The following is a 24,824-nucleotide window of genomic DNA, read 5'->3' as shown; positions in this document are numbered from 1 at the left end:
TGGAGGTCAATTGATGAGCACGTTAAATGCCCTGGTTAGCGCCTGTCAGACAGAGCCGACGACACTCCTTGACGCTACCCGTGAGCGAGTGGTGCAGTGGAGCAATTGGCTGCAGCCGTTACCCGGAGAGTCATCAGTGGGGGATGACCCAGGTTATGACGATGGCTTCCAGCAAATGCGCGAGGAGGTCAACAAACTTTCCGGGGTGGATACTGAGCTTATCTGCCAGTTGGCGGAGAAAGTGCTCACCACCACTGCTAAAGACATTCGTGTGGCGACGTATTACTGCTGGGCCAGGTTGCATCGTGAAGGCGAGCAGGGGCTGGCAGAGGGACTCGAACTGCTGGCGGGTCTGATAGACCGTTTCGGTGTGCAACTGCATCCACAGCGCAACCGCAGCCGTAAGGCAGCACTGGAGTGGCTGGCAGGTTCACGCATGACGGATTCTCTTTCACTGTATCCGGAAGTGGTCAGGGAAGATGCGCTGCGCACCATCGGTGCGCTGCTACTGATAGCGCAGCTCACCGAAAATGAGCCGGATGAAACCCGCCCAGAACTTAACGCGCTGTATGGTGCACTGGAAAACCGCCTGCAGAAAGCGGGCGGTGTGGATGCAGTTGTACCGCAAAACGCCAGTACTACTGAGACACTTTCCACTGCGAGTCACAGCGATGCCCCAGCTATCGGGAGAATCACTTCCGGTCAGGATTTGCTGGCGCAGGCGCGCACACTCAGCGAATACCTGCGCGAACAGCCCGACGGTTGGTTGTCGGCGCACCATCTGATGAAAAGTCTGCGTCACGATACCCTGCAGGCTATTCCGGCTCCAGATGCACAGGGGCGAACTCGCATCGAACCCCCAAGAGCAGACCAGCGAGCGCTGCTCAAACGTCTGTACCTGCAGCAAAACTGGGCTGAAATTCTGGAAACGGCAGACAGTACCTTTTCCCGCGGTGCTAACCACCTGTGGCTGGATCTGCAATGGTATATCCACCAGGCGCTGACGAAGTCCGGTAAGGAGATAGTGGCTGACATTATTGCCGCTGATCTGAAGGGGCTACTGACTCGACTATCCGGGCTGGAGACGCTGGCATTCAGTGACGGTACGCCGTTTGCTGATGAAGTGACGCTTAACTGGATCCAGCAGAGCGTACTGGATACTACTGCTGGGTGGGGCAATGAAACGCCTTCCGCCCGTATGGCCGAAGTGAACGACGACATTCTGGCTCTGGAGTCGGAAGCCGTGGCGCTGGCGGACAGCGAAAGCCCGGATGCGGCACTGAGCTGGTTACAGCATCGACCAGGCATCGCCACTGCGCGGCAGCAGTGGCTGCTGCGCCTGCTAATGGGGCGTATTGCAGAACAGTACGGAAAAAATGAGCTCGCGGTGCACCTGTTTGCAGAGCTGGGTGAGCGTGCCACAGAAGTGGCCCTTAGCGACTGGGAACCCGAGCTGCTGTTTGAGGTACAGGCCCGTCATCTGAAACTCCTCAGACTGAAAGCCAGTCGCAGTGAGGCTGACAAGATTCGCCTCGGGCCTGCTATGGAAAAATTGCTAGGCGGGCTGATTCAGCTCGATCCGGCGCGGGCCGCGGTGTTATGTGGTTAGAGAAAGTTATTGGCTGGATAAAAGGAGGATGAATAAGTGTGGCTCATAATTTATAGCAAGGTACTTTCTCACATTTTTTATCTGGTCAGTCATTCAGAAAAATAACTACTGAATTTGAGATTTTAAATGAGGAGATAAAACCTATGTCTCTGACTACTCGCGAAGTGGTGAGATAACTTCCACTTTTGGGGAAGAAAACATTGTTTCCTATATTTTGAGTAACTATTTTATGGAAAATTTAACCCCGCGTTATTACGACGCAGAAATGCGCTACCTGCGTGAAGCCTCGAAAGAGTTTGCACACAATCATCCGGACCGGGCAGCGATGTTAGACCTGGATAAGGTCGGCACTCCGGATCAGGTGAATAACACCTGGCGGATCGTGTTGAGTCGTGACGACCTTGACCCGGATTCAGCCAGAATCATTGAAGCAGGGAGTGAACGGTTGACTCTGAAGGCGTTGAAAGATGAATGACACTCCGCGCCCGTCGCTATATGAAACCCTGTTTGGGAATTTTACCGGAGGTCTGGATCTGAATCAGGTTAGCGAGCAGAACCAGATAATCCTCTCCGTACTGGACAATATGCAGCGCATTCTTAACAGTCGTGCCGGCACGCTGGCACATCTGCCGGACTATGGTCTACCGGATATGACCAAAATTCTCCAGGGAATGCCGGGGACGGCGCATGAAATGATGGGGACGTTATCTACCGTACTGCTCAAATATGAGCCGCGTCTGAAAAAAATAACCGTTGTTCTGCTGGAACAGGCAGTCCCTGGCGAGCTGTGCTATGCCATTGACGCTGAACTCAAAGATGTTGGTCTGGTGCGTTATGGCACTGAATTTATGCCTGAAGGGCGAGTCCTGTTGAGACACCTGAGACAGCAGTATCTCGACACGGCAGCTCGTATTTAAGGTCTGGTTTTAGCGTTTCTCCCTAACCCCGTCAGTATCTGCTACGCCCTGAATATGCAGAACACCAAGCTGCATAAACAATCATCTTCTATAACCGCAAGTACGTCAGATGGATAACTGGTCATGAATGACATTACCCCACGTAGAATTAAAACCGGCGGTGACCCGCGAAGGCTACCGGATTATGCCGCTTTGTGTGATGAACTCAATAAGCTAACGCATCCGGCACGTCCTGATGTGAACTGGCGTTATGCTGAAAAACTGTGTCTTTCACTGTTTGAGCAAAATGGTGTTGAGCTGCAGACTGCGGCCTGGTATACGCTGGCCCGTACGCAGCTGGCCGGATTGTTTGGTCTGAATGAAGGGTTGGCAATACTGGAGGCTCTGATAAGCCATCAGTGGGGCGTGCTTTGGCCACAGCCTGTCCATGTTCGGATTGAGATCCTCAGTAATCTGAGCCAGCGTTTGCAACAACGGATGCGCTCACTCCCGCTGAAATACAGCGACCTTAGCCAACTGTATCGGGCAGAGCAACTGCTTACCCGTTTGGGGGCAGTTTTACAGCGCCTGGAACTCAGACATCTCAGTCAGCTGGATACATTGCGTACCCTGATACATAACAACGCTGTCAGGCTGGAGAACAGCGATGACACAATCTGTACAGGGGCGACAATTCAGTCGGGTATCGTTTCGCATGCTCCGGTCATGAATGACGTGGGTATAACAACAGGTTCCCATACTGGTCGTTCGTTTGAAGATATCCGGGCGCCAGACAGTGCAGTGCAATGGGTGTACGTTACACAGCCGAACGTGGAGGTACTGCCGGCAATACCTGAGCCAGTAAAAAAATGGAAATCTTTTGTCGGGGGGATGTGTACCATGCTGGTGATAGGTGCAGCAACGCTATGGACGTGGCAGTTTTTGCATCGGCCGGACCCGTTACAAACCCAGTTTACTGCCTCTCTGGCACCGTTACCCGCAGTACTCACGCCTGAACAATTGGATTTATTGCGTCAGCAATCTCCGTTGCCACAAGCTTTAATTACGCAAACACAACAGCAGCTTACGCTTCTGGACAAGCTACCGCCGGACTGGCTCATAACCCGGGAAAGGCAGCTTGTCGAACAGGCCCAGGTGATATGGCCGGAGCGCGCAAAGCCCCTGATACAGCAGTGGCAGCAACAATTTAATGTCGCTGCGTTGCCGACAGAAAATTTGAATGGCTGGCATCAGGGAATGGTTACGCTACAGAAACTGAGTGAACGACTGAACGGACTGGATGAGCATAAGGGGAAATACATGACGGTCAGTGAGCTGAAGTCAGTGGTGTTTTCAACGATACAGTCTTTTAATCAATCCATACCGGCTGAAGAGCAACTGCGGATACTGGAACAGTCGTCGGCAGGACAACCACTTCCTCCTGCCGCAGGGGCTGAGGCAGAGATGCATCTGAAACAGCTCATCGCCAGATATGCCGACATTAGACAGAATGCTTTGAAATTAAAAGGCGTTAACGATTACGAATGACCTGTAGCAACGATCTGAAATTTACCGTAGCCAGAAAAAGAAAAAGCCCCGCTTTGCAGCGAGGCCTTATAAATTTGGTGCCCGGACTCGGAATCGAACCAAGGACACGGGGATTTTCAATCCCCTGCTCTACCGACTGAGCTATCCGGGCAACGGGGCGCATTAAACCTGATTCGCCTCGTCTCGTCAATCAAATTTCTTCAATTTACGGCAGACTGCACAATCTATCATCAGTTTGCCGTTATCGCTCGAAATGTCAGGCAAACCAGGTGGTCCAGGCGGCGGAAAGCGGCATTGCCAGAAGGAGGGCAGGAAGCATATTGACCACCGGAAACATTTTTATGCCGCAGATGCGTAAGCCGGTTGCCAGCAGCAATAAACCACCTACGGCGCTGAAGTCCGCCATCATCGACGGTGTGGTCAGCGGTAATATCAGCGCAGCAGCCCACGCCAGCGTTAACTGGATGATGAGCAATGGAATACTAATCACCGATACCGCAATGCCAAGTGAACAGGCGAAGATCATCGCTGTAAAGAAATCAAGAAATGACTTGGCGATTAAAATACTCGGATCGCCTGTCATCCCTTCATTCATCGCGCCGAAGATCCCGGTGCCGCTGGCACAAAACAGGACAATAATCGCGACAAAATTCTGAATAAAAGATTCATGCGCAGATTTCTTGCTCGAGTGACGAAACAGATTCTGCGCTTTAGCGACCGCAGTGTTGACGCCTTTTTCCAGCAGACAAATTTCGCCGATTAATGCCCCGAGTAGCGTAGCTAAAACCATCGCCGGAAGGTTGGCACATTTCACGACCAGTAAAATACCAATTCCCAGCGATGCCAGGCCAAAAATGGACGTCATAGAGACGCGGATGTGTTCCGGTAAGCGTTGGCTAAGCAGTGCGCCGAGGGCGCCACCCAGTAATACTGCACTTGCGTTGATAAAAGGGCCGATGACCACAATAGTTCCTGTTAATTGTGTTGTTTGATGTTTTTATTATGAACTTTTTGCCCCGTCGATTGCTTGTCTGGTCGCAAAGTCCTGGCTTGCACGCGTTAGCGAAAAGTGCCATGATTGCGCGAATTTTCTCCTTCCTGTACGGAGCTTGCTTGATGCACGCCGCCTCCTTACATTCTTTCGCTTATCGCCGTTTCGCGCGAAATGTCTCCTGTTCTGTGACGCTGCTTTTTATGCGGTGACGTTAACGTATGCTCACTGCAGGGCAACAGTAAAATCAGAGCGTTTCTGCTTTTACTGATGTCTGGCGGTCGGAGCTGGTGACCAGTTTGACCCACATCTCATGGGGCAGGGGGTTCCACCTTGCCCGGTATTTTTACTTCCCCGAAACGGGTTTTGCGCTTATGAAATCAATGAGTATTGCCGCCAGTGGTGAACTGGTTTCCCGACTTTCTACCCATCGCCGCGTGGTGGCGCTGGAAGATACTGATTTTACGGACGTCGCGGCAGTCGTCATTACCGCTGCGGATAGTCGTAGCGGCATCCTTGCGTTACTTAAGCGCACCGGTTTTCATCTGCCGGTGTTTTTGTATTCTGAAGATGCGGTTGAATTGCCCGCGGGCGTTACGGCTATCATCAACGGCAATGAGCAGCAGTGGCTGGAGCTGGAATCCGCAGCCTGTCAGTATGAAGAGAATTTGCTGCCGCCATTTTATGACACGCTGACCCAGTACGTTGAGATGGGCAATAGCACCTTTGCTTGTCCTGGGCATCAACATGGTGCGTTCTTTAAAAAGCATCCTGCCGGACGCCATTTTTACGATTTCTTTGGCGAGAACGTCTTTCGTGCCGATATGTGTAACGCTGACGTAAAACTGGGCGATTTGCTTATTCATGAAGGTTCCGCAAAGGATGCGCAGAAATTCGCTGCCAAAGTCTTTCATGCCGATAAAACCTATTTTGTGCTGAACGGCACATCGGCGGCGAATAAGGTTGTGACGAATGCACTGTTAACGCGTGGTGATCTGGTGCTCTTCGACCGTAACAACCATAAGTCGAATCATCACGGTGCGCTGATTCAGGCGGGGGCGACGCCGGTGTATCTGGAAGCCTCACGCAACCCATTTGGGTTTATCGGCGGGATTGATGCGCACTGTTTTAATGAAGAGTATCTGCGCCAGCAAATTCGCGACGTTGCGCCAGAAAAAGCCGAACTGCCGCGCCCGTTCCGCCTGGCGATTATTCAGCTGGGAACCTATGACGGCACTATCTACAACGCCCGCCAGGTGATCGATACCATTGGGCATCTGTGTGATTACATTCTGTTTGATTCCGCGTGGGTCGGGTACGAACAGTTTATCCCGATGATGGCGGATTGCTCACCGTTGCTGTTAGAGCTTAACGAAAGCGATCCTGGGATCTTTGTGACCCAGTCGGTGCACAAACAGCAGGCGGGATTCTCACAGACGTCGCAGATCCATAAAAAAGATAACCATATTCGCGGGCAGGCGCGGTTTTGCCCGCATAAACGGCTGAATAATGCTTTTATGCTCCATGCTTCAACCAGCCCGTTTTACCCGCTGTTTGCTGCGCTGGACGTTAACGCCAAAATTCATGAAGGGGAGAGTGGGCGTCGGCTGTGGGCTGAGTGTGTTGAGATAGGGATTGAAGCCCGGAAAGCGATTCTTGCGCGCTGTAAGCTGTTCCGCCCGTTTATTCCACCTGTTATTGATGGCAAATTGTGGCAGGATTATCCGACGTCAGTGTTAGCCAGCGACCGCCGTTTTTTCAGTTTTGAGCCGGGGGCGAAGTGGCACGGCTTTGAAGGATATGCCGCGGATCAGTATTTTGTTGATCCCTGCAAGCTGTTACTCACTACGCCGGGTATCGATGCTGAAACCGGCGAATATAGCGATTTTGGCGTTCCAGCGACGATTCTGGCGCACTATCTGCGTGAGAACGGCATTGTGCCGGAGAAGTGCGATCTCAACTCCATTCTGTTCTTATTAACTCCGGCGGAAAGCCACGAGAAGCTGGCACAGCTGGTGGCGATGCTGGTGCAGTTTGAACAGCATATTGAAGATGACTCGCCGCTGTCTGAAGTCTTGCCGAGCGTTTATAACAAATACCCGGTGCGCTATCGCGACTATACCCTGCGCCAGTTGTGTCAGGAGATGCACGATCTGTATGTCAGTTTCGACGTCAAAGACCTGCAAAAAGCGATGTTCCGCCAGCAGAGCTTCCCGCCAGTGGTGATGAATCCCCAGGACGCGCATAGCGCTTATATTCGTGGTGAAGTGGAGTTGGTGCGCATTCGTGATGCCGAAGGGCGAATTGCGGCGGAAGGCGCGCTGCCGTATCCACCTGGCGTGCTTTGCGTGGTGCCAGGAGAAATGTGGGGCGGAGCGGTCCAGCGTTACTTCCTTGCGCTGGAAGAAGGCGTGAATTTGCTGCCGGGATTTTCGCCGGAGCTACAAGGTGTCTATAGCGAAACCGATGCGGATGGAATGAAACGGTTATACGGTTATGTGTTGAAGTAAGAATAAAAAACGGGGCACCTTCTGGCGCCCCGTTTTTCTTTGCGTAATTAGTGGTTAACAGTTTGTGTACCGGCAGGGACACGAACGTGTTTGTATTTAAACATCGCCATGAATGCGAAGGCCAGAATCACGGAGTAACCTGCGAAAATCAGCCATACGGTCTGCCAGTCGGTAATGCCGTTTTGGGTGTACATCTCAACCACTTTACCGCTCACGATGCCACCGAGGATACAGCCGAAGCCGTTGGTCATCATCAGGAACATCCCTTGCGCACTGGCGCGAATCGCCGGGCTAACTTCTTTTTCGACAAACACCGAACCAGAGATGTTGAAGAAGTCGAACGCACAGCCGTAAACAATCATCGACAGAACCAGCAGTACGGTACCGAACGGAGTCGGGTCGCCGTAAGCAAACAGTGCAAAACGCAGGATCCATGCCACGATACTGATCATCATTACGTTCTTAATACCGTAGCGGCTTAAGAAGAACGGGATGGTCAGAATGAACAGGGTTTCAGAGATTTGCGAAATCGACATGATGATTGACGCATGCTGCACGATGAAGCTGCTGGCAAACATCGGATCTTTGTCGAAGCTGTGCAGGAAGGTATTACCGAACATGTTGGTAATCTGCAGTTCCGCGCCCAGCAGCATCGAGAAGATGAAGAAAATCGCCATACGCTTGTTTTTAAACAGCGCGAATGCATCGAGGCCGAGCAGCGTCGTCCAGCTCTGATTAGCTTGCTGTTTAGCAACCGGAATATACGGCAGCGTAAAGGTGAACAGCACCAGAACGGCGGAGAGTGCTGCGCCAATATATAGCTGCATGTGGCTCAATTCAAAGCCAGACAGGCTCACAACCCACATCGCCATGATAAAGCCGATAGTACCCCAGATACGGATTGGCGGGAAATCAGTCACGATATCCATTCCTGCATTTTGCAGGCGATAGTAGGAGATGGTGTTGATTAACCCAAGCGTTGGCATATAAGCAAACGAGTTAATCAATATCACGAGGAACATCGCCTCCGGAGTGGTAACTTGTGCCGCCATGAAGAGGGTGATTGCGCCGATGGTGTGACAAATAGCATACACCCATTTCGCACTTAACCATTTGTCGGCCACAATCCCCAGCAAAGCAGGCATAAAGACCGCAGCGATACCCAGCGAGCTATAAACAGCGCCAATGGAAGCACCGTCGAACTTCAGGGTAACGAACATATATGAGCCGAGGGTCGTCAGCCAACTTCCCCACAGACAGAACTGCAGAAAAGAGAGGATTTTCAGCTGCAGCTTAAGATTCATGTTAATTTCCTCACATCGTGATGCGGATGAGTGTTTTAAAAAGCACATTTGACCGTGCAAGATGATGCGATTCTATCAACTTCGCTGACTGTTTTTTTGTTATCCGTAGCAAATAATTGCAAATAATCTCAATTTGCAAGGCGAAATTGTGATGCGTATAACACTTTGTCTCGGAGTATTGTCAGAGGCAAAGATGAAATTATCGGCGGCGGTAAGATTTCTGCGCCATGTTCACTTTATAAAGATAGCGACGAGATTCCGCAGACGGATGGCGGGTTGTCAGCGTCTGATAAACATCGCCCGGCGTCATAGTATTTATAATAGCGGCAGCCTGAATTTTATCGTTCGAGAAGACGCGTAATACGCTGCCTGCACCACCGTTATAGGCGGTGATGACGGCATAACGCCGCGACGTTGGGTTATCAATTCCGCCGAGATAAACATTATTCAGCATCGCCAGATACGCGGTGCCGGTATCAATATTGCTGGCAGGATCAAACAAGAAACTGCGGCTCGGCGTGCCGGATTTCCCCTGTGAGCGGAACACATCTTTCCCGGCAGTATGTTGTACCACCTGCATTAATCCCAGCGCATCGGAACGGCTGACCGCATACGGGTTAAAGGAAGATTCGGTCTGCATAATCGCCAGAATCAGCGACTCATCAACGCCATATTTCCGTGATGCCTGGCGGACCATGCCGAGATATTTGTGCGCACGTTTATCAAGGTGGTTCGGCACCATGTTAATGGTCACGCTGTAGATGATACGCAGCCCGTTGCTGCGGCTTTTGAGGCGGTTTTTCAGCAGATAATCCGCGAAGTTACTCGCACGGCCTTCCCAGCGAATCGGCTGCCCGGTGTTATCCACCACCTGACCGTAAAGGAAAGGTTCTTTCGAAATCGTAATATCATCAACGTCGGAATAGAGATCGACCGAACTCGGATCGTCGCCCATCAATAATGTTTTGATAATTGCCCGGCGCAAATGCGCAGCAGGTTCTGTCCCGGCGATGGTTTCGATAGTGATCGTACCGTCATCGAAGTTGATGTGGCTGCGGGTCTGATATTGATCGGTGTATTTCACGTAGTCCTTAGGACCGGCGATCACCACCTCTTTGAATCCCCAAATGTTCTCAATATTGTGGGCAAATTGCCCCATCAGAATATCAAAACCGTTGGTATCTTTGACCCAGGCTTCATTATAGGTATCGCCTTTTTTGGTCGTCGAACAGGAGATGAGCAACGGCGCAATCAAAGCCAGCGCGAGATATTTTTTCATCATTCCGGGTGCGTGTTGTGTTTGTTTTTATGCAAGTTGCCGGAGGCGTGCTCCGGCACTGTTTTTATTTTTTATCTTCCGGCGTATAGCCCTCGATATGCACCTCTTTACCTTCGAACAGGAAGTTAACCATCTCCTGCTCCAGCAGCTTGCGGTGCTCGGCATTCATCATGTTGAGTTTCTTTTCATTAATCAGCATGGTTTGTTTGTGCTGCCACTGCGCCCAGGCTTCTTTGGAGATCTCGTTATAGATGCGTTTTCCCAGTTCGCCGGGGTACAGCTGAAAATCCTGACCTTCTGCTTCACGCTGCAGGAAAGTACAAAAAATCGTTCTGCTCATAAATCATCCTCTTTATCGACTCACGCGCTAAACCGGCGCGCCAGTGCGTAACTGCTGTAACAAACGCTCCACGGGAGCCGCCAGGCCAACTGACGGCGGTTGCGCTAAGTTATACCAGAGCGCATTGCCTTCATCCATGCAGTCGGTGAATGACGACACGGGAAGCCACATAGGCACAATATCTAAGTGGAAATGGCTGAAGGTATGCCGAAACGCGGTCAGTTGCGTCAGGTTATCGGCAGCAATCTGCCGTTGTGCCAGCCATTGCCGCAAACTTTCTTCGTCGGCAAACTGTGGGAAACAGTATAAACCGCCCCACAATCCGCTCGGCGGACGCTGCGCCAGCAATACTTCATCTTCGTGCTGTAACAGCAGAAAGTAGCCGGTGCGCTCCGGCAGCGTCTGTTTCGGCTTTTTGCCCGGATAAAGCGACCAGCTATTATTGGCGGCGGCAATACAACCGTTTTGCAGCGGGCAGAGCGAGCATTTCGGCTTCGAACGCGTACAAATCATCGCACCTAAATCCATCACCGCCTGATTAAACCGCTCCACGCCAACCACGGGCGTCACCTGCTCGCTCAAACTCCATAATTTATTCTCGACCTCTTTTTTCCCAGGCCAGCCGCTTACAGCATAGCAGCGCGCCAGCACGCGTTTGACGTTACCGTCGAGAATCGGAAAGTGCTTACCCAGAGAAAGTGAGAGAATCGCGCCCGCAGTGGAACGCCCGACGCCCGGTAACGCCGCAACTTCTTCAAAGGTTTCCGGGAATTTACCGCCGTGTAAGGTGGCAACTTGTTGTGCCGCTTTATGCAGATTGCGCGCGCGGGCGTAATAGCCAAGCCCGGTCCACAAGTGGAGAACTTCGTCGAGCGGCGCGTTGGCGAGATCGGTCACCGTCGGGAAGCGCGCCATAAAGCGTTCAAAATAGGGGATTACGGTCGCAACCTGAGTTTGTTGCAACATCACTTCTGAGAGCCATACTTTGTAGGGCGTCTTGTCAATTTGCCAGGGCAGCGTTTTCCGCCCGTATTTATCGTACCAGTCCAGCACCTGGGCTGAAAATTGCGACGCTTGCATGGTCACCGAATTCACTGTTGTTGGGGGCAAGATTGCAGCACAGCCGCGGCGGGGTGTAAACCGGAACTTTCCGCAGCCACGGCCTTATCATGCTTGCATCCGGCAACTAACTTTGGATAATGCCCGTTTTCAGAACACTTTCACAAGCGACTAAATCTTTATGAAAAACGACGTCATCTCACCGGAATTTGATGAAAACGGCCGCCCACTGCGCCGTATCCGTAGTTTTGTGCGCCGCCAGGGGCGACTGACCAAAGGCCAGGAACATGCGCTGGAAAACTACTGGCCGGTGATGGGCGTTGAGTTCAGCGAAGATATGCTGGATTTCCCGACGCTGTTTGGCCGTGAAGCGCCGGTGACGCTTGAGATTGGTTTTGGCATGGGGGCGTCGCTGGTGGCAATGGCTAAAGACCGCCCTGAGCAGGACTTCCTCGGCATTGAAGTGCATTCACCGGGCGTTGGGGCTTGCCTGGCTTCCGCGCATGAAGAGGGCTTAAGCAACCTGCGCGTGATGTGTCACGACGCGGTCGAAGTGCTGCATAAAATGATTCCTGACAATTCATTGCGCATGGTGCAACTCTTTTTCCCTGACCCGTGGCACAAAGCGCGCCATAATAAACGCCGTATCGTTCAGGTGCCGTTTGCCGAACTGGTAAAAAGCAAACTGCAACTGGGTGGCGTATTCCATATGGCGACCGACTGGGAACCTTATGCGGAACATATGCTCGAAGTGATGTCTTCTATTGACGGTTATAAAAACCTGTCAGAGAGCAATGATTACGTACCGCGTCCGGCATCACGTCCGGTGACGAAATTTGAACAACGTGGTCATCGTCTTGGTCACGGAGTATGGGACTTAATGTTCGAGAGGGTGAAATAATGGCAAAGAACCGTAGCCGTCGTCTGCGTAAAAAAATGCACATCGACGAATTCCAGGAATTAGGATTTTCGGTGGCATGGCGATTCCCGGAAGGTACATCGGAAGAGCAGATTGATAAAACCGTTGATGACTTTATTAACGAGGTTATCGAACCGAACAAACTGGCCTTTGACGGCAGCGGTTATCTGGCCTGGGAAGGTCTGATCTGCATGCAGGAAATCGGCAAATGCACCGAAGAACATCAGGCGATTGTGCGTAAGTGGCTGGAAGAGCGCAAACTGGATGAGGTACGCACCAGCGAACTTTTCGACGTTTGGTGGGACTAATAAAGCATACGGGCGATGACAAATGCAAAACTGCCTGATGCGCTACGCTTATCAGGCCTACAAAGATGCACGATCGAGTAGGCCGGATAAAGCATTTACGCCGCATCCGGCATGGACAACGTGTACTTTGTTATCAATCTGGGGCCAGCAAATGCTGGCCTGATTTGTTCTTGAGGGAAGACTATGATGCGCAAAATGCTGCTGGCGGCAGCACTTTCAGTGACGGCAATGACCGCTCACGCCGACTACCAGTGCAGCGTCACGCCGCGTGACGATGTGATTGTCAGCCCGCAAACCGTGCAGGTGAAGGGCGAAAACGGCAATCTGGTGATCACGCCAGACGGCAATGTGATGTACAACGGCAAGCAATATTCACTGAACGCCGCCCAGCGCGAGCAGGCGAAGGATTATCAGGCCGAACTGCGCAGCACGCTGCCGTGGATTGATGAAGGTGCGAAAAGCCGCGTAGAGAAAGCACGCGTTGCGCTGGATAAAATTATCGTTCAGGAGATGGGCGAAAGCAGCAAAATGCGCAGCCGTCTGACCAAACTTGATGCGCAGCTGAAAGAGCAGATGAATCGCATTATCGAAACGCGCAGCGATGGCCTGACGTTTCACTATAAAGCCATTGATCAGGTTCGCGCCGAAGGTCAGCAGTTAGTGAATCAGGCGATGGGCGGAATTTTGCAGGACAGCATTAACGAAATGGGCGCGAAAGCGGTGCTGAAAAGCGGCGGCAACCCGTTACAGAATGTGCTGGGAAGCCTGGGGGGACTGCAATCCTCAATCCAGACCGAGTGGAAAAAACAGGAAAAAGATTTCCAGCAATTTGGCAAAGATGTTTGTAGCCGTGTTGTGACTCTGGAAGACAGCCGTAAAGCCCTGGTCGGAAATTTGAAATAATCCTCTAGTTTAAGACGGCATAATGCTTTTTTATGCCGTTTAATTCTTCATTTTGTTACCTGCCTCTAACTTTATAGATCTCCAAAATCTATTCACAAAGTAAATTGTTTAACGTCAAATTTCCTATACAAAGCTAAGGGATAATACGTAGCGTTCACGTAACTGGAGGAATGAAATGGAGTTTTTCAAAAAGACGGCACTTGCCGCACTGGTTATGGGTTTTAGTGGTGCAGCATTGGCATTACCCAATATCACCATTTTAGCGACTGGCGGGACGATTGCCGGTGGTGGTGACTCCGCAACCAAATCTAACTACACAGCGGGTAAAGTTGGCGTAGAAAATCTGGTCAATGCGGTGCCGCAACTGAAGGACATTGCGAACGTTAAAGGCGAGCAGGTCGTTAATATCGGCTCCCAGGACATGAACGATAATGTCTGGCTGACACTGGCGAAAAAAATTAACACTGACTGCGATAAGACTGACGGCTTCGTTATTACCCACGGTACCGACACGATGGAAGAGACTGCTTACTTCCTCGATCTGACGGTGAAATGCGACAAACCGGTGGTGATGGTCGGCGCAATGCGCCCATCCACCTCCATGAGCGCAGACGGTCCATTCAACCTGTATAACGCGGTAGTGACCGCCGCTGATAAAGCCTCCGCCAATCGTGGCGTGCTGGTAGTGATGAACGACACCGTACTGGACGGTCGCGATGTCACCAAAACCAACACCACCGACGTAGCGACCTTTAAGTCTGTTAACTACGGTCCGCTGGGATACATTCATAACGGTAAGATTGACTATCAGCGTACCCCGGCACGTAAGCACACCAGCGACACGCCGTTCGATGTCTCTAAGCTGAATGAACTGCCGAAAGTCGGCATTGTTTATAACTACGCTAACGCATCCGATCTTCCGGCTAAAGCCCTGGTAGATGCGGGCTATGATGGTATCGTGAGCGCTGGTGTGGGTAACGGTAACCTGTATAAATCCGTGTTTGACACTCTGGCAACCGCCGCGAAAAACGGTACTGCGGTAGTGCGTTCTTCCCGTGTACCGACGGGCGCTACCACTCAGGATGCCGAAGTGGATGATGCGAAATACGGTTTCGTTGCCTCCGGCACGCTGAACCCGCAAAAAGCGCGCGTCTTGCTGCAACTGGCTCTGACGCAAACCAAAGATCCGCAGCAGATCCAGCAGATCTTCAATCAGTACTAATCACCTCGCCCCGGTATCGCGCCGGGGCTTATTCACTTCAGACTCACGTCCATTGCCAATTATTATTACCCTGATGATAATCACTGAAATAAATTATTCCGCGCGAGGGTGTTCCGGTGAAAAAGCAATGGATTGTAGGCACGGCATTGTTCGTGTTGACGTCAGGTTACAGCTGGGCCGATGGCGAACCGCCAACTGAAAATATCTTAAAAGATCAATTCAAAAAGCAGTATCACGGCATTCTCAAGCTTGATGCCATCACCTTAAAAAATCTTGATGCTAAGGGTAATCAGGCCACCTGGTCAGCGGAAGGCGATGTCTCTTCCAGTGACGATCTCTATACCTGGGTCGGTCAGTTGACAGATTATGAACTGCTGGAACAGACCTGGACGAAAGATAAACCAGTAAAATTCTCGGCGATGTTAACCAGTAAAGGAACACCCGCGTCTGGCTGGACGGTGAACTTTTACTCTTTTCAGGCGGCAGCCAGCGATAGTGGGCGGGCGGTCGACGATATCAAAACGAATAATAAATATCTGATCGTGAATAGCGAAGATTTCAATTATCGCTTTAGTCAGCTTGAATCAGCGTTGAATACCCAGAAGAACTCGATTCCTGCGCTGGAAAAGGATGTAAAAGAGCTTGATAAGCAAATGGTGGCGGCGCAGAAAGCAGCAGATGCCTATTGGGGAAAAGATGCAAACGGCAAGCAAATGACCCGCGAAGATGCCTTTAAAAAAATTCACCAACAGCGTGATGAGTTTAATAAACAGAATGATAGCGAGGCGTTCGCGGTTAAATATGACAAAGAGGTTTATCAACCGGCGATTGCGGCATGTCATAAACAGAGTGAAGAGTGTTATGAAGTGCCGATTCAGCAGAAACGGGATTTCGATATCAACGAACAACGGCGACAGACTTTTCTACAATCACAAAAACTTAGCCGTAAATTGCAGGATGACTGGATAACGCTCGAAAAAGGGCAATATCCGTTAACGATGAAAGTTTCAGAAATAAACAGTAAAAAAGTCGCGATTTTGATGAAAATTGACGATATCAACCAGGCTAATGAACGCTGGAAAAAAGATACCGAACAACTGCGGCGCAATGGGGTGATTAAGTAATTTTTGCGATGACGCATGAGTTGTAGCCGGATGCTGCGTACACGCACGCCGCATCCGGCAATACAAATTTACTCCACTAGAAAAAGCTCCAGCAGCGAATTTAAAAACAACTTCCCATGTTCCGTTATCTGCCAGTAATCCGCACATTCTGTGAGATAGCCCTGAGCGATAGCCTCGTCTAACTGAGGGCGAATAACTTCTTCAGAAAGGCCAGTATACTGGCTAAACTCCACGCGCGGCGCGGCCTCCAGCAGACGGAAGCGATTCATAAAGAACTCAAACGGCTTATCTGCGGCTTCGACATCACGCTGGCTTTCCAGATACCGCCCCTGCATAAAACCGCGCGGATGCCGCGTTTTGGTGGTACGCAGAATGCGCCCATCCGGGAAGGTCACTTTGCCGTGCGCGCCGCAGCCAATACCGATGTAGTCGCCAAATCGCCAGTAGTTGAGATTGTGCTGGCACTGATAACCGGGCTTGGCGTAAGCGGAAGTTTCATATTGCTGATAACCTGCCGCGGTTAACAACTGATGCCCCTGTTCGAAAATATCCCATAACGCATCATCGTCCGGCAGTACGGGAGGGCGCGAGCCAAACAGCGTATTGGGTTCAATGGTCAGTTGATACCAGGAAAGATGCGGCGGATTCAGTTCAATGGCCTGGTGCAGATCGCCTAGCGCCTCTTCCAGTGATTGATCCGGCAGCCCGTGCATCAAATCGAGGTTAAAACTACGCAGACCCAGTCCGCTTGCCAGTTTTGCTGCACGTTTCGCTTCTTGTGGGCCATGAATGCGTCCAAGTCGTTTCAGCTTTTCTTCGCTAAAACTCTGTACGCCAATAGAGATGCGGTTCACGCCAGCACGCTGATAATCAACAAAGCGATCGGCTTCAACCGTACCAGGGTTCGCTTCCATAGTAATTTCTGCATCCGCTGCCAGCGGCAAACGCGCACGCACGCCGTCCAGCAGCGTTTGCATCGCCGGGCCGGAAAGCAGGCTCGGCGTACCGCCGCCAATAAAGATTGTCTTTACTTCACGGTCCTGTGCGTAAGCCACATCATTGTCCAGATCGCAAAGCAGATGCTGAACGTAATCGTCGTGCGGCACTTCCCCTTTCAACGCGTGAGAGTTGAAATCGCAGTACGGGCATTTCTGCACGCACCACGGGATGTGAATGTAGAGACTCAGCGGCGGTAATTTAACCATTACGTAAAGCGTCCAGCAGCAGTTTCAACGCCCGACCACGGTGAGAAATGGCGCTCTTTTCTTCGCGGGTCAGTTCGGCAGCGGTTTTCCCTTCGGAAGGTACGAAGAAGATTGGATCATAACCAAAGCCGCCAGTACCCGCTGGTTCACGAGTAATCACGCCCGGCCAGCTGCCGTGGCACACCAGCGGAGTGGGATCTTCCGCGTGACGCAGATATACCAGCACGCAGTGGAAACGCGCCTGACGTTGGTCGTCCGGTACGTCTTTCAGTGTTTCCAGCAGTTTTTGCAGATTCTTTTGATCGGTCGCGTCTTCACCGGAATAACGCGCGGAGTAAATACCCGGCGCGCCACCCAGCGCATCTACCGCCAGACCGGAGTCGTCGGCAATTGCCGGTAAACCGGTCACTTTTGCCGCATGGCGCGCTTTCAGAATCGCGTTTTCGATAAATGTCAGGCCGGTTTCTTCAGCGGAATCTACGCCGAGGTCTGTTTGGGCCACGATATCAAGACCGAAGTCGCTAAGCAGCGACGCCAGCTCACGCACTTTACCGGCATTGCCGGTTGCGAGGACAACTTTTTGCATAGGATACCTAATTAATTAACGCCGCGATTTCTGGCGGGATTTGTTGCGGATTAATGATTTTAATTTGTTTGTGGCGGCCAAGTTCGCCTTTCTCAATCACCACCTGGCTTTTGGCAACCCGGAATTGCTTACCGAGAAACTTCACCAGATGGCTGTTGGCCTGACCGTCAACTGGCGGCGCGGTAATGGCGACTTTTACCTCGTCGCCATGTAAACCGACAATAGAATCACGGCTGGCTTTCGGCTGAATATAGAGCCGTAAAACCAGACCGTCATCATTAACTGTTACGGCACTCATAACGCCATCCACAGCCCCGGCAGCAGCATGTTTCCGGTCGCCTGCAGCACTTCTGCGACACCCATATTAATGACATACAGTAGCAGAACGAGGATCATCGGCGAGAAATCAATCCCACCCATTGCCGGTAGCAGGCGGCGAATCGGACGCAGCAGTGGATCGGCAAGTTGAATCAGCACATATTCAATTGGGCTACGACCCTGGCTTACCCAGCTCATAATCGCCATCACCAGCAGGACCCAGAAAATCAGCAGGCCGATGGTTTTCAGCAGAATCAATAAACCGGCAATCCAGATGATCGGCAGGAAGGTCACCACTTTAAACAGCACGATGGCTTTGATGAAACTGAGAATATAGGCAACCAGCAGCGAGGCGCTATCAATTGGCCCCATTGCCGGAATAACGCGGCGCAGTGGCCCGATAATCGGTTGTGTCACCTTCACCACAAACTGTGAGAAAGGGTTATAAAAATCACAATGAGCCCACTGCATCCAGATGCGTAATAACAGCACCATGGTATACAGCTCAATGACCGTTGAAAGCAGGAAAGTCAACGTATTCATGGCGTTCTTAAGATTCCTTATTTTTTAGAGTAATCACGTGCACCAAAGATGGCAGTGCCGATACGAACCATCGTGCTACCTGCCGCAATGGCGGCTTCCATATCGTCCGACATTCCCAGAGAGAGCGTGTCGATATGCGGGTAGCGCGTTTTCAGTCCGGCAAATGCTACAGCCATTTGGCGTGCAACTTCAAACTGCCTTACATATTCTGACTCAGGCGCCGGGATTGCCATCAGCCCGCGTAGACGTAAACGCGGTAGTTCAGCGACCGCCGCTGCCAGCTCGTCCAGTTCCGCCAGTTGAATCCCTGACTTGCTGTTTTCATCACTAATATTAATTTGAATCAGTACGTTAAGAGGGGGAAGTTCTGCCGGTCGCTGGTCGTTCAGGCGTGTGGCGATACGCAAACGGTCGATGGTATGACACCAGTCGAAATGCTCTGCCACCAGGCGGCTTTTATTAGACTGCAACGGGCCAATAAAATGCCATTCTAATCCTGTTACGCCCAGCTCCTGAAAGTGGCGAATTTTATCTACCCCTTCCTGAACGTAGTTTTCACCAAATTGACGCTGCCCGGCATCAATGGCTTCTGCGATGGCGCTCGCAGGTTTTGTTTTACTGACTGCAAGCAGCGTAATTTCTTCTGGAGAACGGCCGCAACGCGTTGCAGCCGCTGAGATTTTGTCCCGGACCTGTGCCAGGTTATGCGCAATATCGTTCATTTTCCGAGGATCTTAGTATGAATATGGAAGAAATTGTGGCCCTTAGTGTAAAGCATAACGTCTCTGATCTACACCTGTGCAGCGCCTGGCCCGCACGATGGCGCATTCGCGGCAGAATGGAAGCTGCGCCGTTTGATGCGCCGGACGTCGAAGAGCTACTGCGGGAGTGGCTGGATGACGATCAGCGGGCAATATTGCTGGAGAATGGTCAGCTGGATTTTGCCGTGTCGCTGGCGGAAAACCAGCGATTGCGCGGCAGTGCGTTCGCGCAGCGGCAAGGCATATCTCTGGCGTTACGGCTGTTACCTTCGCACTGCCCGCAGCTCGAACAGCTTGGCGCACCACCGGTATTGCCGGAATTACTCAAGAGCGAGAATGGACTGATTCTGGTGACGGGGGCGACGGGGAGTGGTAAATCCACCACGCTGGCGGCAATGGTTGGCTATCTCAATCAACATGCCGATGCGCATATTCTGACGCTGGAAGATCCTGTGGAATATCTCTATGCCAGCCAGCGATGTTTGATCCAGCAGCGGGAAATTGGTTTGCACTGTATGACGTTCGCATCGGGATTGCGGGCCGCATTGCGGGAGGATCCTGATGTGATTTTGCTCGGAGAGCTGCGTGACAGCGAGACAATCCGTCTGGCGCTAACGGCGGCAGAAACCGGGCACCTGGTGCTGGCGACATTACACACTCGCGGCGCAGCGCAGGCAGTTGAGCGACTGGTGGATTCGTTTCCGGCGCAGGAAAAAGATCCCGTGCGTAATCAACTGGCAGGTAGTTTACGGGCGGTGTTGTCACAAAAGCTGGAAGTGGATAAACAGGAAGGACGCGTGGCGCTGTTTGAATTACTGATTAACACACCTGCGGTGGGGAATTTGATTCGCGAAGGGAAAACCCACCAGTTACCACATGTTATTCAAACCGGGCAGCAGGTGGGGATGATAACGTTTCAGCAGAGTTATCAACAGCGGGTGGGGGAAGGGCGTTTGTGACGTTGCTGTGCCTGATACGAATTGTAAACATGCCCGATGCGCAAGCTTATCAGGCCTACAAACGTAGTCATTCACACCGCATCCGGCAATGAACGTCTGATGCGACGCTGATGCGTCTTATCAGACCTACGACCGCTGCCACATGTGGGCTGGATAAGGCGTTCACGCCGCATCCGGCAAGATGGCGGGATGACGGTAACGACTATCCGCCAGGCTTTTAAATCGCCTTAATATCCTTGCTCGAAATAACTTTCGAGAATAATAACCGCAGAGGCAGAGTCGACTTTGCCTTTGTTGAGCGCCCGATAGCCGCCCTGTTCAAACAGACCGGAACGCGCTTCCACGGTGCTAAGACGCTCGTCATGGAGCTTTACTTCAACACCGAAACGGCCATGAATACGGTTGGCAAATTTACGCGCTCTGGCAGTCAATGGTTGCTCGGTGCCGTCCATATTCAGCGGCAAACCGACGATGATTTCGTCTGGTTGCCACTCTTTCAGTAAACGCTCGAGGATGTTCCAGTCCGGCGTACCGTCCTGTGCTTTAATTGCGGGCAGCGGGCGAGCGGTGCCGGTAATGCGTTGGCCGACCGCTACGCCAATGCTTTTGGTGCCGAAGTCGAAGGCGAGTAATGTTCCGCTCATCAGGCATGCCCTGCCACACCAGGCATGGTGAGAATATCAACACCAATCAGCCTTGCCGCATCGCGCCAGCGGTCGGCTATCGGTGTTTTGAACAGAATATTCAGATCTGCCGGGGCGGTTAACCACGCGTTATCGAGAATTTCTTGTTCCAGTTGGCCTTTATCCCAGGAGGAGTAACCAAGGGCTACCATCACGTCAGCAGGTTGTTTATCGGTGCCGAGTGTTTCCAGCACATCGCGGGAAGTGGTCATCACCGTGTTATCTGAAATGCGAATGCTGGACGCAAAATTGGATGGAGGGGTATGCAAAATAAACCCGCGATCTTCAGCCAGCGGGCCGCCAAGCATAACCGGTTTGTCCAGACGGACAGATTCATCACGCGGCTCCGGCGTGATCTTCAGCTTTTCCAGAATCCCTTCAATTTTGAGATTTTCCAGTGGCTTGTTAATGATGATCCCCATTGCTCCATTGGTATTATGTTCGCAAATGTAGACCACGGAACGACGGAAAATCGGATCCTGGAGAGCAGGCATGGCAATAAGAAAGTGATGCTGTAAATTCATTGTCAGAGGTTCTGTTTCCTGGTTCAAAAAAGCAACAGCGCCCAGTATGCGTGGAAAGTATGGCGCTGTCACTCATAGTCTCAACGAGCTCCCTCTCGCTAAACAGGGTTACTGCTGCTGTAATCGTGCTTCAATAGCATCCATTAACATTCCGGTGATAGACACCGGAAACTCTGCTTCAATCTCACGAATACAGGTTGGACTGGTGACATTAATTTCAGTCAGGCGGTCACCGATAATATCCAGACCAACAAAAATCAGCCCTTTTTCTTTCAGCGTCGGTCCTACCTGACGGGCGATTTTCCAGTCGCTTTCCGTTAGCGGACGAGGTTCGCCACGACCACCGGCAGCCAGATTGCCACGGGTTTCGCCGCCCTGTGGAATACGCGCCAGACAGTACGGTACTGGTTCGCCATCCACCACCAGCACGCGCTTGTCACCATCTTTAATCGCTGGCAGATAATTTTGTGCCATGCAGTAGCGAGTGCCGTGCTCAGTCAAGGTTTCGGCAATCACACCAAGGTTCGGATCGCCTTCTTTCACGCGGAAAATCGACGCGCCACCCATGCCGTCCAGCGGCTTAAGAATGATGTCGCTGTGTTTTTCCCAGAACGCTTTCAACTGCGCTTTATTGCGCGTGACCAGTGTTTCTGGCGTTAAGTCAGAGAACCAGGCGGTAAACAGCTTCTCATTACAGTCGCGCAGGCTCTGCGGCTTGTTAACAATCAGCGTTCCTTTCTCTTCGGCGCGTTCCAGAATATAGGTCGCGTAGATAAACTCGGTATCAAACGGCGGATCTTTACGCATCAGAATCACGTCGAGATCGGCCAGTTGCAGATCCTGCTCACCCGTGAACTCGTACCATTTATCGTAGTTCTGTTCGACGCTCAAAGTACGGGTACGAGCGCGAGCCTCACCATTGATCAAATAGAGATCGGCCATCTCCATATAGTGAAGTTCGTAACCACGACGCTGTGCTTCCAGCAACATAGCGAAACTGGAATCTTTCTTGATGTTGATGCTTGCGATGGGGTCCATCACGATGCCGAGCTTGATCATTATTCTTCTCCGTTAGCCCAGATCGCCAAAACGCACTTGTAGCGCGGTAATGGCGGTGAGCGCAGTTGTCTCAGTACGCAGAACGCGAGGTCCCAACAGGATATCAGTAAATTGATAGCGGGCAGTCATGGCAATTTCATCTGCCGATAAACCGCCTTCCGGGCCAATCAGCAGGCGGACGCGTTCGACTGGTAACGGCAGCGTGTTGATGCTGTTACTGGCGCGCGGGTGAAGATTGAGTTTCAAGCCTTCATCTTGCTCTGCACACCAGGCTTCCAGATCCATCGCCGGACGGATTTCTGGTACCCGATTACGACCACACTGCTCGCAGGCGGCAATTGCAATTTTCTGCCACTGCTGGCGCTTCTTGTTCAGACGTTCACTATCCAGTTTAACGCCGCAGCGTTCAGAAAAAAGTGGCGTAATGAGGCTTACGCCAAGTTCTATCGATTTCTGGATAGTGAATTCCATTTTTTCTCCGCGCGACATCACCTGACCGAGGTGAATATGCAAGGGAGATTCACGATCGTCTACCTGGCCTTCCAGCACTTTAACTTCCACGCTTTTTTTGCTGGCGCTGGTGATTTCTGCGTCAAAGACCTGGTTGCTGCCGTCAAATAACTGTAATGCCTGACCTGGCCCCATACGCAGGACGCGCCCGATATGGTTAGCGGCATCTTCACAAAGCGCGATCTGCGAATTGCTGGTGAGTGGTTCAGGATGATAAATGCGGGGGATACGCATGGTTAAATATCCGCGTCGTCTCCCCACGCGGTTGCGCGCGTGGGGCAGGGTTAACAAAAAGAATTTCGCTAGTGTAGGTTAGCTCTTTCGCGCCTGGCAAGCGCGTTGCACATACGGGTTGTGATTGCCTTGCACCTTCGCGATGCGTTCGTCACGCTCACACTCCCAGTCGGTGACCGGATACATTTTGTTCCAGGCGTTAAACAGCTGCGTTTGCTGGCGTGAGAGTGTCAGGTTGTACTGGTCACGCATGTAGAAGTAAATCCGCGCAATGGAACCACGGGCATGAGCTGGCGGTTCAGCAACTTTTTCTTTGAAATCAATCTTCATGGCGCACTGCCCATACTGGCCCTCGCCGCCATTCCACTGGCTGTACATAAAGTTGCCGCGATCGCCGTTCACTTCACCTATCGCGGGCTGCAGGTTATGCATATCGCTTTCCATTTGGCGATAAACCGGATCTTTAGCGCAGTTTTTACGACCGCCTTCCTGCCAGCACTGACGCTGGTGGCCGAACTGCCAGGCGGGAACAACATGTTCCCACTCTACGCGGCTGGCGCGGTTTTCATTTTTGCGCACCTGATACCCGCACGACTCCAGATCCACGATGCCTTTTTTACCCTGCCAGTTGATTTTACATCCGCAGTAAAATGTTCCCGGCACATCAGCGTAGACTTTTACCGCTGCTGTTTTCGCCTGGGAAAAACTATTGATGCCTTCGGCTAACGCCGTGCCGGATAATGCTGCGCTCAGTACCACCGCAGCCACAGACAAATTACGGTACATCACTTACTCCGTGTTAAAACGAGCGAGCAACGTAGCGAAAGTTGTTTTGGTATGCAATCAGCCAGATCAGTAAAATTCCTGATAGTTCTGCTGGTTATTGAGCAACCAGTTGTTCGCCGCAGTGAACACAGCGATAGACGGCTTCGCCTCGTACCACGCGGTTATGACGACGTACGGTAAGCTGATGCTCCTGGCACTTGCAACGGTAGGGGAAAGTGTTACGGCGCACGGATTGCAGTTCAAACTGATGCGTACGGCGGGCGGGAACGCCCAGCACGCTTTCCATCATCCACTTCCACTCTTTGCCATGTGGCGCTACGCGACCGAAGTGCTTCCACACCAGCAGATGCGCCAGTTCGTGTGGCACCACTTCTTCAATAAAGGCTTCACTGTTTTCCAACAGCAAAACGGGATTGAGGCGAATTTCATAGCTTTCCAGCCAGGCCGTTCCGGCGGATGTGCCACGCTGGGTATAAGAGAGTTTTGGCTCCGGATAGTTACGCCCCAGCTTCAGGTTGGCCTGGGCGAGTTTTTCCCGCAGGCGACGCATAACAGCCTGTTGGATGGCGATAGGGAGACGGGATGTTTTCATAGCGGCAGAGGATAGAGCGAAGAAAAGATGACTGCAAGAGGTGGCTTCCTCC

At 51.7% G+C, this 24,824-nt stretch carries 27 protein-coding genes and 1 tRNA gene; 11 read left to right on the top strand and 17 right to left on the bottom strand.

The genetic code is table 11. The features are described 5' to 3' along the window. Window positions 1-13 precede the first annotated feature (13 nt). The 4 genes from tssA to D9738_RS01750 all read left to right on the top strand — a co-directional run bounded on the left by tssA (window position 14) and on the right by D9738_RS01750 (window position 4,053). A complete protein-coding gene (tssA, locus tag D9738_RS01765; protein ID WP_130259432.1) occupies window positions 14-1,609 on the top strand; it encodes a type VI secretion system protein TssA in 1,596 nt (531 codons plus the stop codon). Between the two features lie 229 nt (window positions 1,610-1,838). Continuing rightward, window positions 1,839-2,084 (top strand): type VI secretion system baseplate subunit TssF, encoded by a 246-nt coding sequence (locus tag D9738_RS25375; RefSeq protein WP_130207933.1) that lies wholly within the window; start codon window positions 1,839-1,841, stop codon window positions 2,082-2,084. Further along, complete coding sequence (gene tssE / locus D9738_RS01755; RefSeq protein ID WP_130259431.1) at window positions 2,077-2,526, top strand: type VI secretion system baseplate subunit TssE; 450 nt, start codon at window positions 2,077-2,079, stop codon at window positions 2,524-2,526. Before D9738_RS25375 ends, tssE begins: the two co-directional genes overlap by 8 nt. Before the next feature lie 123 nt (window positions 2,527-2,649). Further along, the gene (locus D9738_RS01750; RefSeq protein WP_130207929.1) at window positions 2,650-4,053 is read left to right on the top strand and encodes a VasL domain-containing protein; all 1,404 of its coding nucleotides are present in this window, start codon (window positions 2,650-2,652) and stop codon (window positions 4,051-4,053) included. A gap of 75 nt (window positions 4,054-4,128) precedes the next feature. On the opposite strand, the gene D9738_RS01745 is transcribed toward D9738_RS01750, so the two are convergent. Both D9738_RS01745 and D9738_RS01740 read right to left on the bottom strand, forming a co-directional pair. Further along, a tRNA-Phe gene (locus D9738_RS01745) sits at window positions 4,129-4,204 on the bottom strand. Window positions 4,205-4,309: 105 nt separating this feature from the next. Next, window positions 4,310-5,017 (bottom strand): DUF554 domain-containing protein, encoded by a 708-nt coding sequence (locus tag D9738_RS01740; protein ID WP_130207927.1) that lies wholly within the window; start codon window positions 5,015-5,017, stop codon window positions 4,310-4,312. A gap of 401 nt (window positions 5,018-5,418) precedes the next feature. On the opposite strand from D9738_RS01740, the gene speC reads away from it, so the two are divergent. Continuing rightward, on the top strand, window positions 5,419-7,554 hold the full coding sequence (speC, locus tag D9738_RS01735; RefSeq protein WP_130259430.1) for an ornithine decarboxylase: 2,136 nt from the start codon (window positions 5,419-5,421) through the stop codon (window positions 7,552-7,554). Between the two features lie 47 nt (window positions 7,555-7,601). Here speC and nupG read toward each other — a convergent pair whose 3' ends face one another. The 4 genes from nupG to mutY form a co-directional block, all read right to left on the bottom strand. Then, a complete protein-coding gene (gene nupG / locus D9738_RS01730; protein WP_130207923.1) occupies window positions 7,602-8,858 on the bottom strand; it encodes a nucleoside permease NupG in 1,257 nt (418 codons plus the stop codon). A 199-nt stretch (window positions 8,859-9,057) separates the two neighbouring features. After that, the gene (gene mltC, locus D9738_RS01725; RefSeq protein ID WP_130208053.1) at window positions 9,058-10,137 is read right to left on the bottom strand and encodes a membrane-bound lytic murein transglycosylase MltC; all 1,080 of its coding nucleotides are present in this window, start codon (window positions 10,135-10,137) and stop codon (window positions 9,058-9,060) included. Window positions 10,138-10,201: 64 nt separating this feature from the next. Next, entirely contained in the window at window positions 10,202-10,477 is a 276-nt protein-coding gene (locus tag D9738_RS01720; RefSeq protein ID WP_000091700.1) for an oxidative damage protection protein, read from the bottom strand. Window positions 10,478-10,504: 27 nt separating this feature from the next. After that, window positions 10,505-11,557 (bottom strand): A/G-specific adenine glycosylase, encoded by a 1,053-nt coding sequence (gene mutY, locus D9738_RS01715; protein WP_130259429.1) that lies wholly within the window; start codon window positions 11,555-11,557, stop codon window positions 10,505-10,507. A 160-nt stretch (window positions 11,558-11,717) separates the two neighbouring features. Between mutY and trmB the strand changes: the two genes are divergently transcribed. From trmB to D9738_RS01690, 5 genes are all read left to right on the top strand, one after another. Beyond that, a complete protein-coding gene (gene trmB / locus D9738_RS01710) occupies window positions 11,718-12,437 on the top strand; it encodes a tRNA (guanosine(46)-N7)-methyltransferase TrmB (protein WP_021542238.1) in 720 nt (239 codons plus the stop codon). Beyond that, a complete protein-coding gene (locus D9738_RS01705) occupies window positions 12,437-12,763 on the top strand; it encodes a YggL family protein (protein WP_001107564.1) in 327 nt (108 codons plus the stop codon). Before trmB ends, D9738_RS01705 begins: the two co-directional genes overlap by 1 nt. 183 nt (window positions 12,764-12,946) lie before the next feature. Then, entirely contained in the window at window positions 12,947-13,666 is a 720-nt protein-coding gene (locus D9738_RS01700; protein WP_000984799.1) for a DUF2884 family protein, read from the top strand. Between the two features lie 175 nt (window positions 13,667-13,841). Further along, window positions 13,842-14,888, top strand: a complete 1,047-nt coding sequence (gene ansB, locus D9738_RS01695; RefSeq protein WP_000394125.1) for an L-asparaginase 2 — start codon at window positions 13,842-13,844, stop codon at window positions 14,886-14,888. A 116-nt stretch (window positions 14,889-15,004) separates the two neighbouring features. Next, on the top strand, window positions 15,005-16,012 hold the full coding sequence (locus D9738_RS01690; RefSeq protein ID WP_130259428.1) for a DUF1202 family protein: 1,008 nt from the start codon (window positions 15,005-15,007) through the stop codon (window positions 16,010-16,012). Window positions 16,013-16,080: 68 nt separating this feature from the next. Here the strand turns inward: D9738_RS01690 and hemW are convergent, their stop codons facing one another. Genes hemW through yggS form a run of 5 tightly spaced genes read right to left on the bottom strand, consistent with a single transcriptional unit; the run spans window position 16,081 to window position 19,386 of the window. After that, on the bottom strand, window positions 16,081-17,217 hold the full coding sequence (hemW, locus tag D9738_RS01685; RefSeq protein ID WP_130259427.1) for a radical SAM family heme chaperone HemW: 1,137 nt from the start codon (window positions 17,215-17,217) through the stop codon (window positions 16,081-16,083). After that, window positions 17,210-17,803, bottom strand: a complete 594-nt coding sequence (locus D9738_RS01680; RefSeq protein ID WP_130207915.1) for an XTP/dITP diphosphatase — start codon at window positions 17,801-17,803, stop codon at window positions 17,210-17,212. The genes hemW and D9738_RS01680 overlap by 8 nt, the downstream gene beginning before the upstream one ends. 7 nt (window positions 17,804-17,810) lie before the next feature. After that, window positions 17,811-18,101 carry a DUF167 family protein YggU gene (gene yggU / locus D9738_RS01675; protein ID WP_001277222.1) on the bottom strand — a complete coding sequence of 97 codons (291 nt, stop codon included), beginning with the start codon at window positions 18,099-18,101 and terminating at the stop codon, window positions 17,811-17,813. After that, the gene (gene yggT / locus D9738_RS01670; RefSeq protein WP_001094831.1) at window positions 18,098-18,664 is read right to left on the bottom strand and encodes an osmotic shock tolerance protein YggT; all 567 of its coding nucleotides are present in this window, start codon (window positions 18,662-18,664) and stop codon (window positions 18,098-18,100) included. The genes yggU and yggT overlap by 4 nt, the downstream gene beginning before the upstream one ends. Window positions 18,665-18,681: 17 nt before the next feature. Next, window positions 18,682-19,386, bottom strand: coding sequence for a pyridoxal phosphate homeostasis protein (yggS, locus tag D9738_RS01665; protein WP_000997795.1), 705 nt, complete (start codon window positions 19,384-19,386; stop codon window positions 18,682-18,684). Between the two features lie 17 nt (window positions 19,387-19,403). Between yggS and D9738_RS01660 the strand changes: the two genes are divergently transcribed. Next, window positions 19,404-20,384: a type IV pilus twitching motility protein PilT gene (locus tag D9738_RS01660; RefSeq protein WP_001349546.1), complete on the top strand. Its 981-nt coding sequence runs from the start codon at window positions 19,404-19,406 to the stop codon at window positions 20,382-20,384. Between the two features lie 227 nt (window positions 20,385-20,611). Here the strand turns inward: D9738_RS01660 and ruvX are convergent, their stop codons facing one another. The 6 genes from ruvX to D9738_RS01630 all read right to left on the bottom strand — a co-directional run bounded on the left by ruvX (window position 20,612) and on the right by D9738_RS01630 (window position 24,772). Further along, window positions 20,612-21,028 (bottom strand): Holliday junction resolvase RuvX, encoded by a 417-nt coding sequence (gene ruvX, locus D9738_RS01655; RefSeq protein WP_130221432.1) that lies wholly within the window; start codon window positions 21,026-21,028, stop codon window positions 20,612-20,614. Further along, window positions 21,028-21,591, bottom strand: coding sequence for a YqgE/AlgH family protein (locus tag D9738_RS01650; RefSeq protein WP_130207909.1), 564 nt, complete (start codon window positions 21,589-21,591; stop codon window positions 21,028-21,030). Before D9738_RS01650 ends, ruvX begins: the two co-directional genes overlap by 1 nt. A gap of 108 nt (window positions 21,592-21,699) precedes the next feature. Further along, a complete protein-coding gene (gene gshB / locus D9738_RS01645) occupies window positions 21,700-22,650 on the bottom strand; it encodes a glutathione synthase (protein WP_130207907.1) in 951 nt (316 codons plus the stop codon). 12 nt (window positions 22,651-22,662) lie between these two features. Beyond that, the gene (gene rsmE / locus D9738_RS01640) at window positions 22,663-23,394 is read right to left on the bottom strand and encodes a 16S rRNA (uracil(1498)-N(3))-methyltransferase (protein WP_130259426.1); all 732 of its coding nucleotides are present in this window, start codon (window positions 23,392-23,394) and stop codon (window positions 22,663-22,665) included. Window positions 23,395-23,472: 78 nt separating this feature from the next. After that, a complete protein-coding gene (gene endA / locus D9738_RS01635) occupies window positions 23,473-24,180 on the bottom strand; it encodes a deoxyribonuclease I (RefSeq protein WP_130207903.1) in 708 nt (235 codons plus the stop codon). Window positions 24,181-24,274: 94 nt separating this feature from the next. Further along, the gene (locus tag D9738_RS01630) at window positions 24,275-24,772 is read right to left on the bottom strand and encodes a SprT family zinc-dependent metalloprotease (RefSeq protein ID WP_130259425.1); all 498 of its coding nucleotides are present in this window, start codon (window positions 24,770-24,772) and stop codon (window positions 24,275-24,277) included. Between the last annotated feature and the right edge of the window lie 52 nt (window positions 24,773-24,824).

The organism is Escherichia sp. E10V5 (assembly GCF_004212315.1).
Taxonomy (GTDB): domain Bacteria; phylum Pseudomonadota; class Gammaproteobacteria; order Enterobacterales; family Enterobacteriaceae; genus Escherichia.
This window is presented reverse-complemented; position numbering and strand designations above follow the sequence as displayed.

Coding starts and splice junctions, on each gene's coding strand:
- tssA (WP_130259432.1), top strand. CDS start 14: ATGAGCACGTTAAATGCCCTGGTTAGCGCCTGTCAGACAGAGCCGACG.
- D9738_RS25375 (WP_130207933.1), top strand. CDS start 1,839: ATGGAAAATTTAACCCCGCGTTATTACGACGCAGAAATGCGCTACCTG.
- tssE (WP_130259431.1), top strand. CDS start 2,077: ATGAATGACACTCCGCGCCCGTCGCTATATGAAACCCTGTTTGGGAAT.
- D9738_RS01750 (WP_130207929.1), top strand. CDS start 2,650: ATGAATGACATTACCCCACGTAGAATTAAAACCGGCGGTGACCCGCGA.
- speC (WP_130259430.1), top strand. CDS start 5,419: ATGAAATCAATGAGTATTGCCGCCAGTGGTGAACTGGTTTCCCGACTT.
- nupG (WP_130207923.1), bottom strand. CDS start 8,858: ATGAATCTTAAGCTGCAGCTGAAAATCCTCTCTTTTCTGCAGTTCTGT.
- mltC (WP_130208053.1), bottom strand. CDS start 10,137: ATGAAAAAATATCTCGCGCTGGCTTTGATTGCGCCGTTGCTCATCTCC.
- D9738_RS01720 (WP_000091700.1), bottom strand. CDS start 10,477: ATGAGCAGAACGATTTTTTGTACTTTCCTGCAGCGTGAAGCAGAAGGT.
- mutY (WP_130259429.1), bottom strand. CDS start 11,557: ATGCAAGCGTCGCAATTTTCAGCCCAGGTGCTGGACTGGTACGATAAA.
- trmB (WP_021542238.1), top strand. CDS start 11,718: ATGAAAAACGACGTCATCTCACCGGAATTTGATGAAAACGGCCGCCCA.
- D9738_RS01705 (WP_001107564.1), top strand. CDS start 12,437: ATGGCAAAGAACCGTAGCCGTCGTCTGCGTAAAAAAATGCACATCGAC.
- D9738_RS01700 (WP_000984799.1), top strand. CDS start 12,947: ATGATGCGCAAAATGCTGCTGGCGGCAGCACTTTCAGTGACGGCAATG.
- ansB (WP_000394125.1), top strand. CDS start 13,842: ATGGAGTTTTTCAAAAAGACGGCACTTGCCGCACTGGTTATGGGTTTT.
- hemW (WP_130259427.1), bottom strand. CDS start 17,217: ATGGTTAAATTACCGCCGCTGAGTCTCTACATTCACATCCCGTGGTGC.
- D9738_RS01680 (WP_130207915.1), bottom strand. CDS start 17,803: ATGCAAAAAGTTGTCCTCGCAACCGGCAATGCCGGTAAAGTGCGTGAG.
- yggU (WP_001277222.1), bottom strand. CDS start 18,101: ATGAGTGCCGTAACAGTTAATGATGACGGTCTGGTTTTACGGCTCTAT.
- yggT (WP_001094831.1), bottom strand. CDS start 18,664: ATGAATACGTTGACTTTCCTGCTTTCAACGGTCATTGAGCTGTATACC.
- yggS (WP_000997795.1), bottom strand. CDS start 19,386: ATGAACGATATTGCGCATAACCTGGCACAGGTCCGGGACAAAATCTCA.
- D9738_RS01660 (WP_001349546.1), top strand. CDS start 19,404: ATGAATATGGAAGAAATTGTGGCCCTTAGTGTAAAGCATAACGTCTCT.
- ruvX (WP_130221432.1), bottom strand. CDS start 21,028: ATGAGCGGAACATTACTCGCCTTCGACTTCGGCACCAAAAGCATTGGC.
- D9738_RS01650 (WP_130207909.1), bottom strand. CDS start 21,591: ATGAATTTACAGCATCACTTTCTTATTGCCATGCCTGCTCTCCAGGAT.
- gshB (WP_130207907.1), bottom strand. CDS start 22,650: ATGATCAAGCTCGGCATCGTGATGGACCCCATCGCAAGCATCAACATC.
- rsmE (WP_130259426.1), bottom strand. CDS start 23,394: ATGCGTATCCCCCGCATTTATCATCCTGAACCACTCACCAGCAATTCG.
- endA (WP_130207903.1), bottom strand. CDS start 24,180: ATGTACCGTAATTTGTCTGTGGCTGCGGTGGTACTGAGCGCAGCATTA.
- D9738_RS01630 (WP_130259425.1), bottom strand. CDS start 24,772: ATGAAAACATCCCGTCTCCCTATCGCCATCCAACAGGCTGTTATGCGT.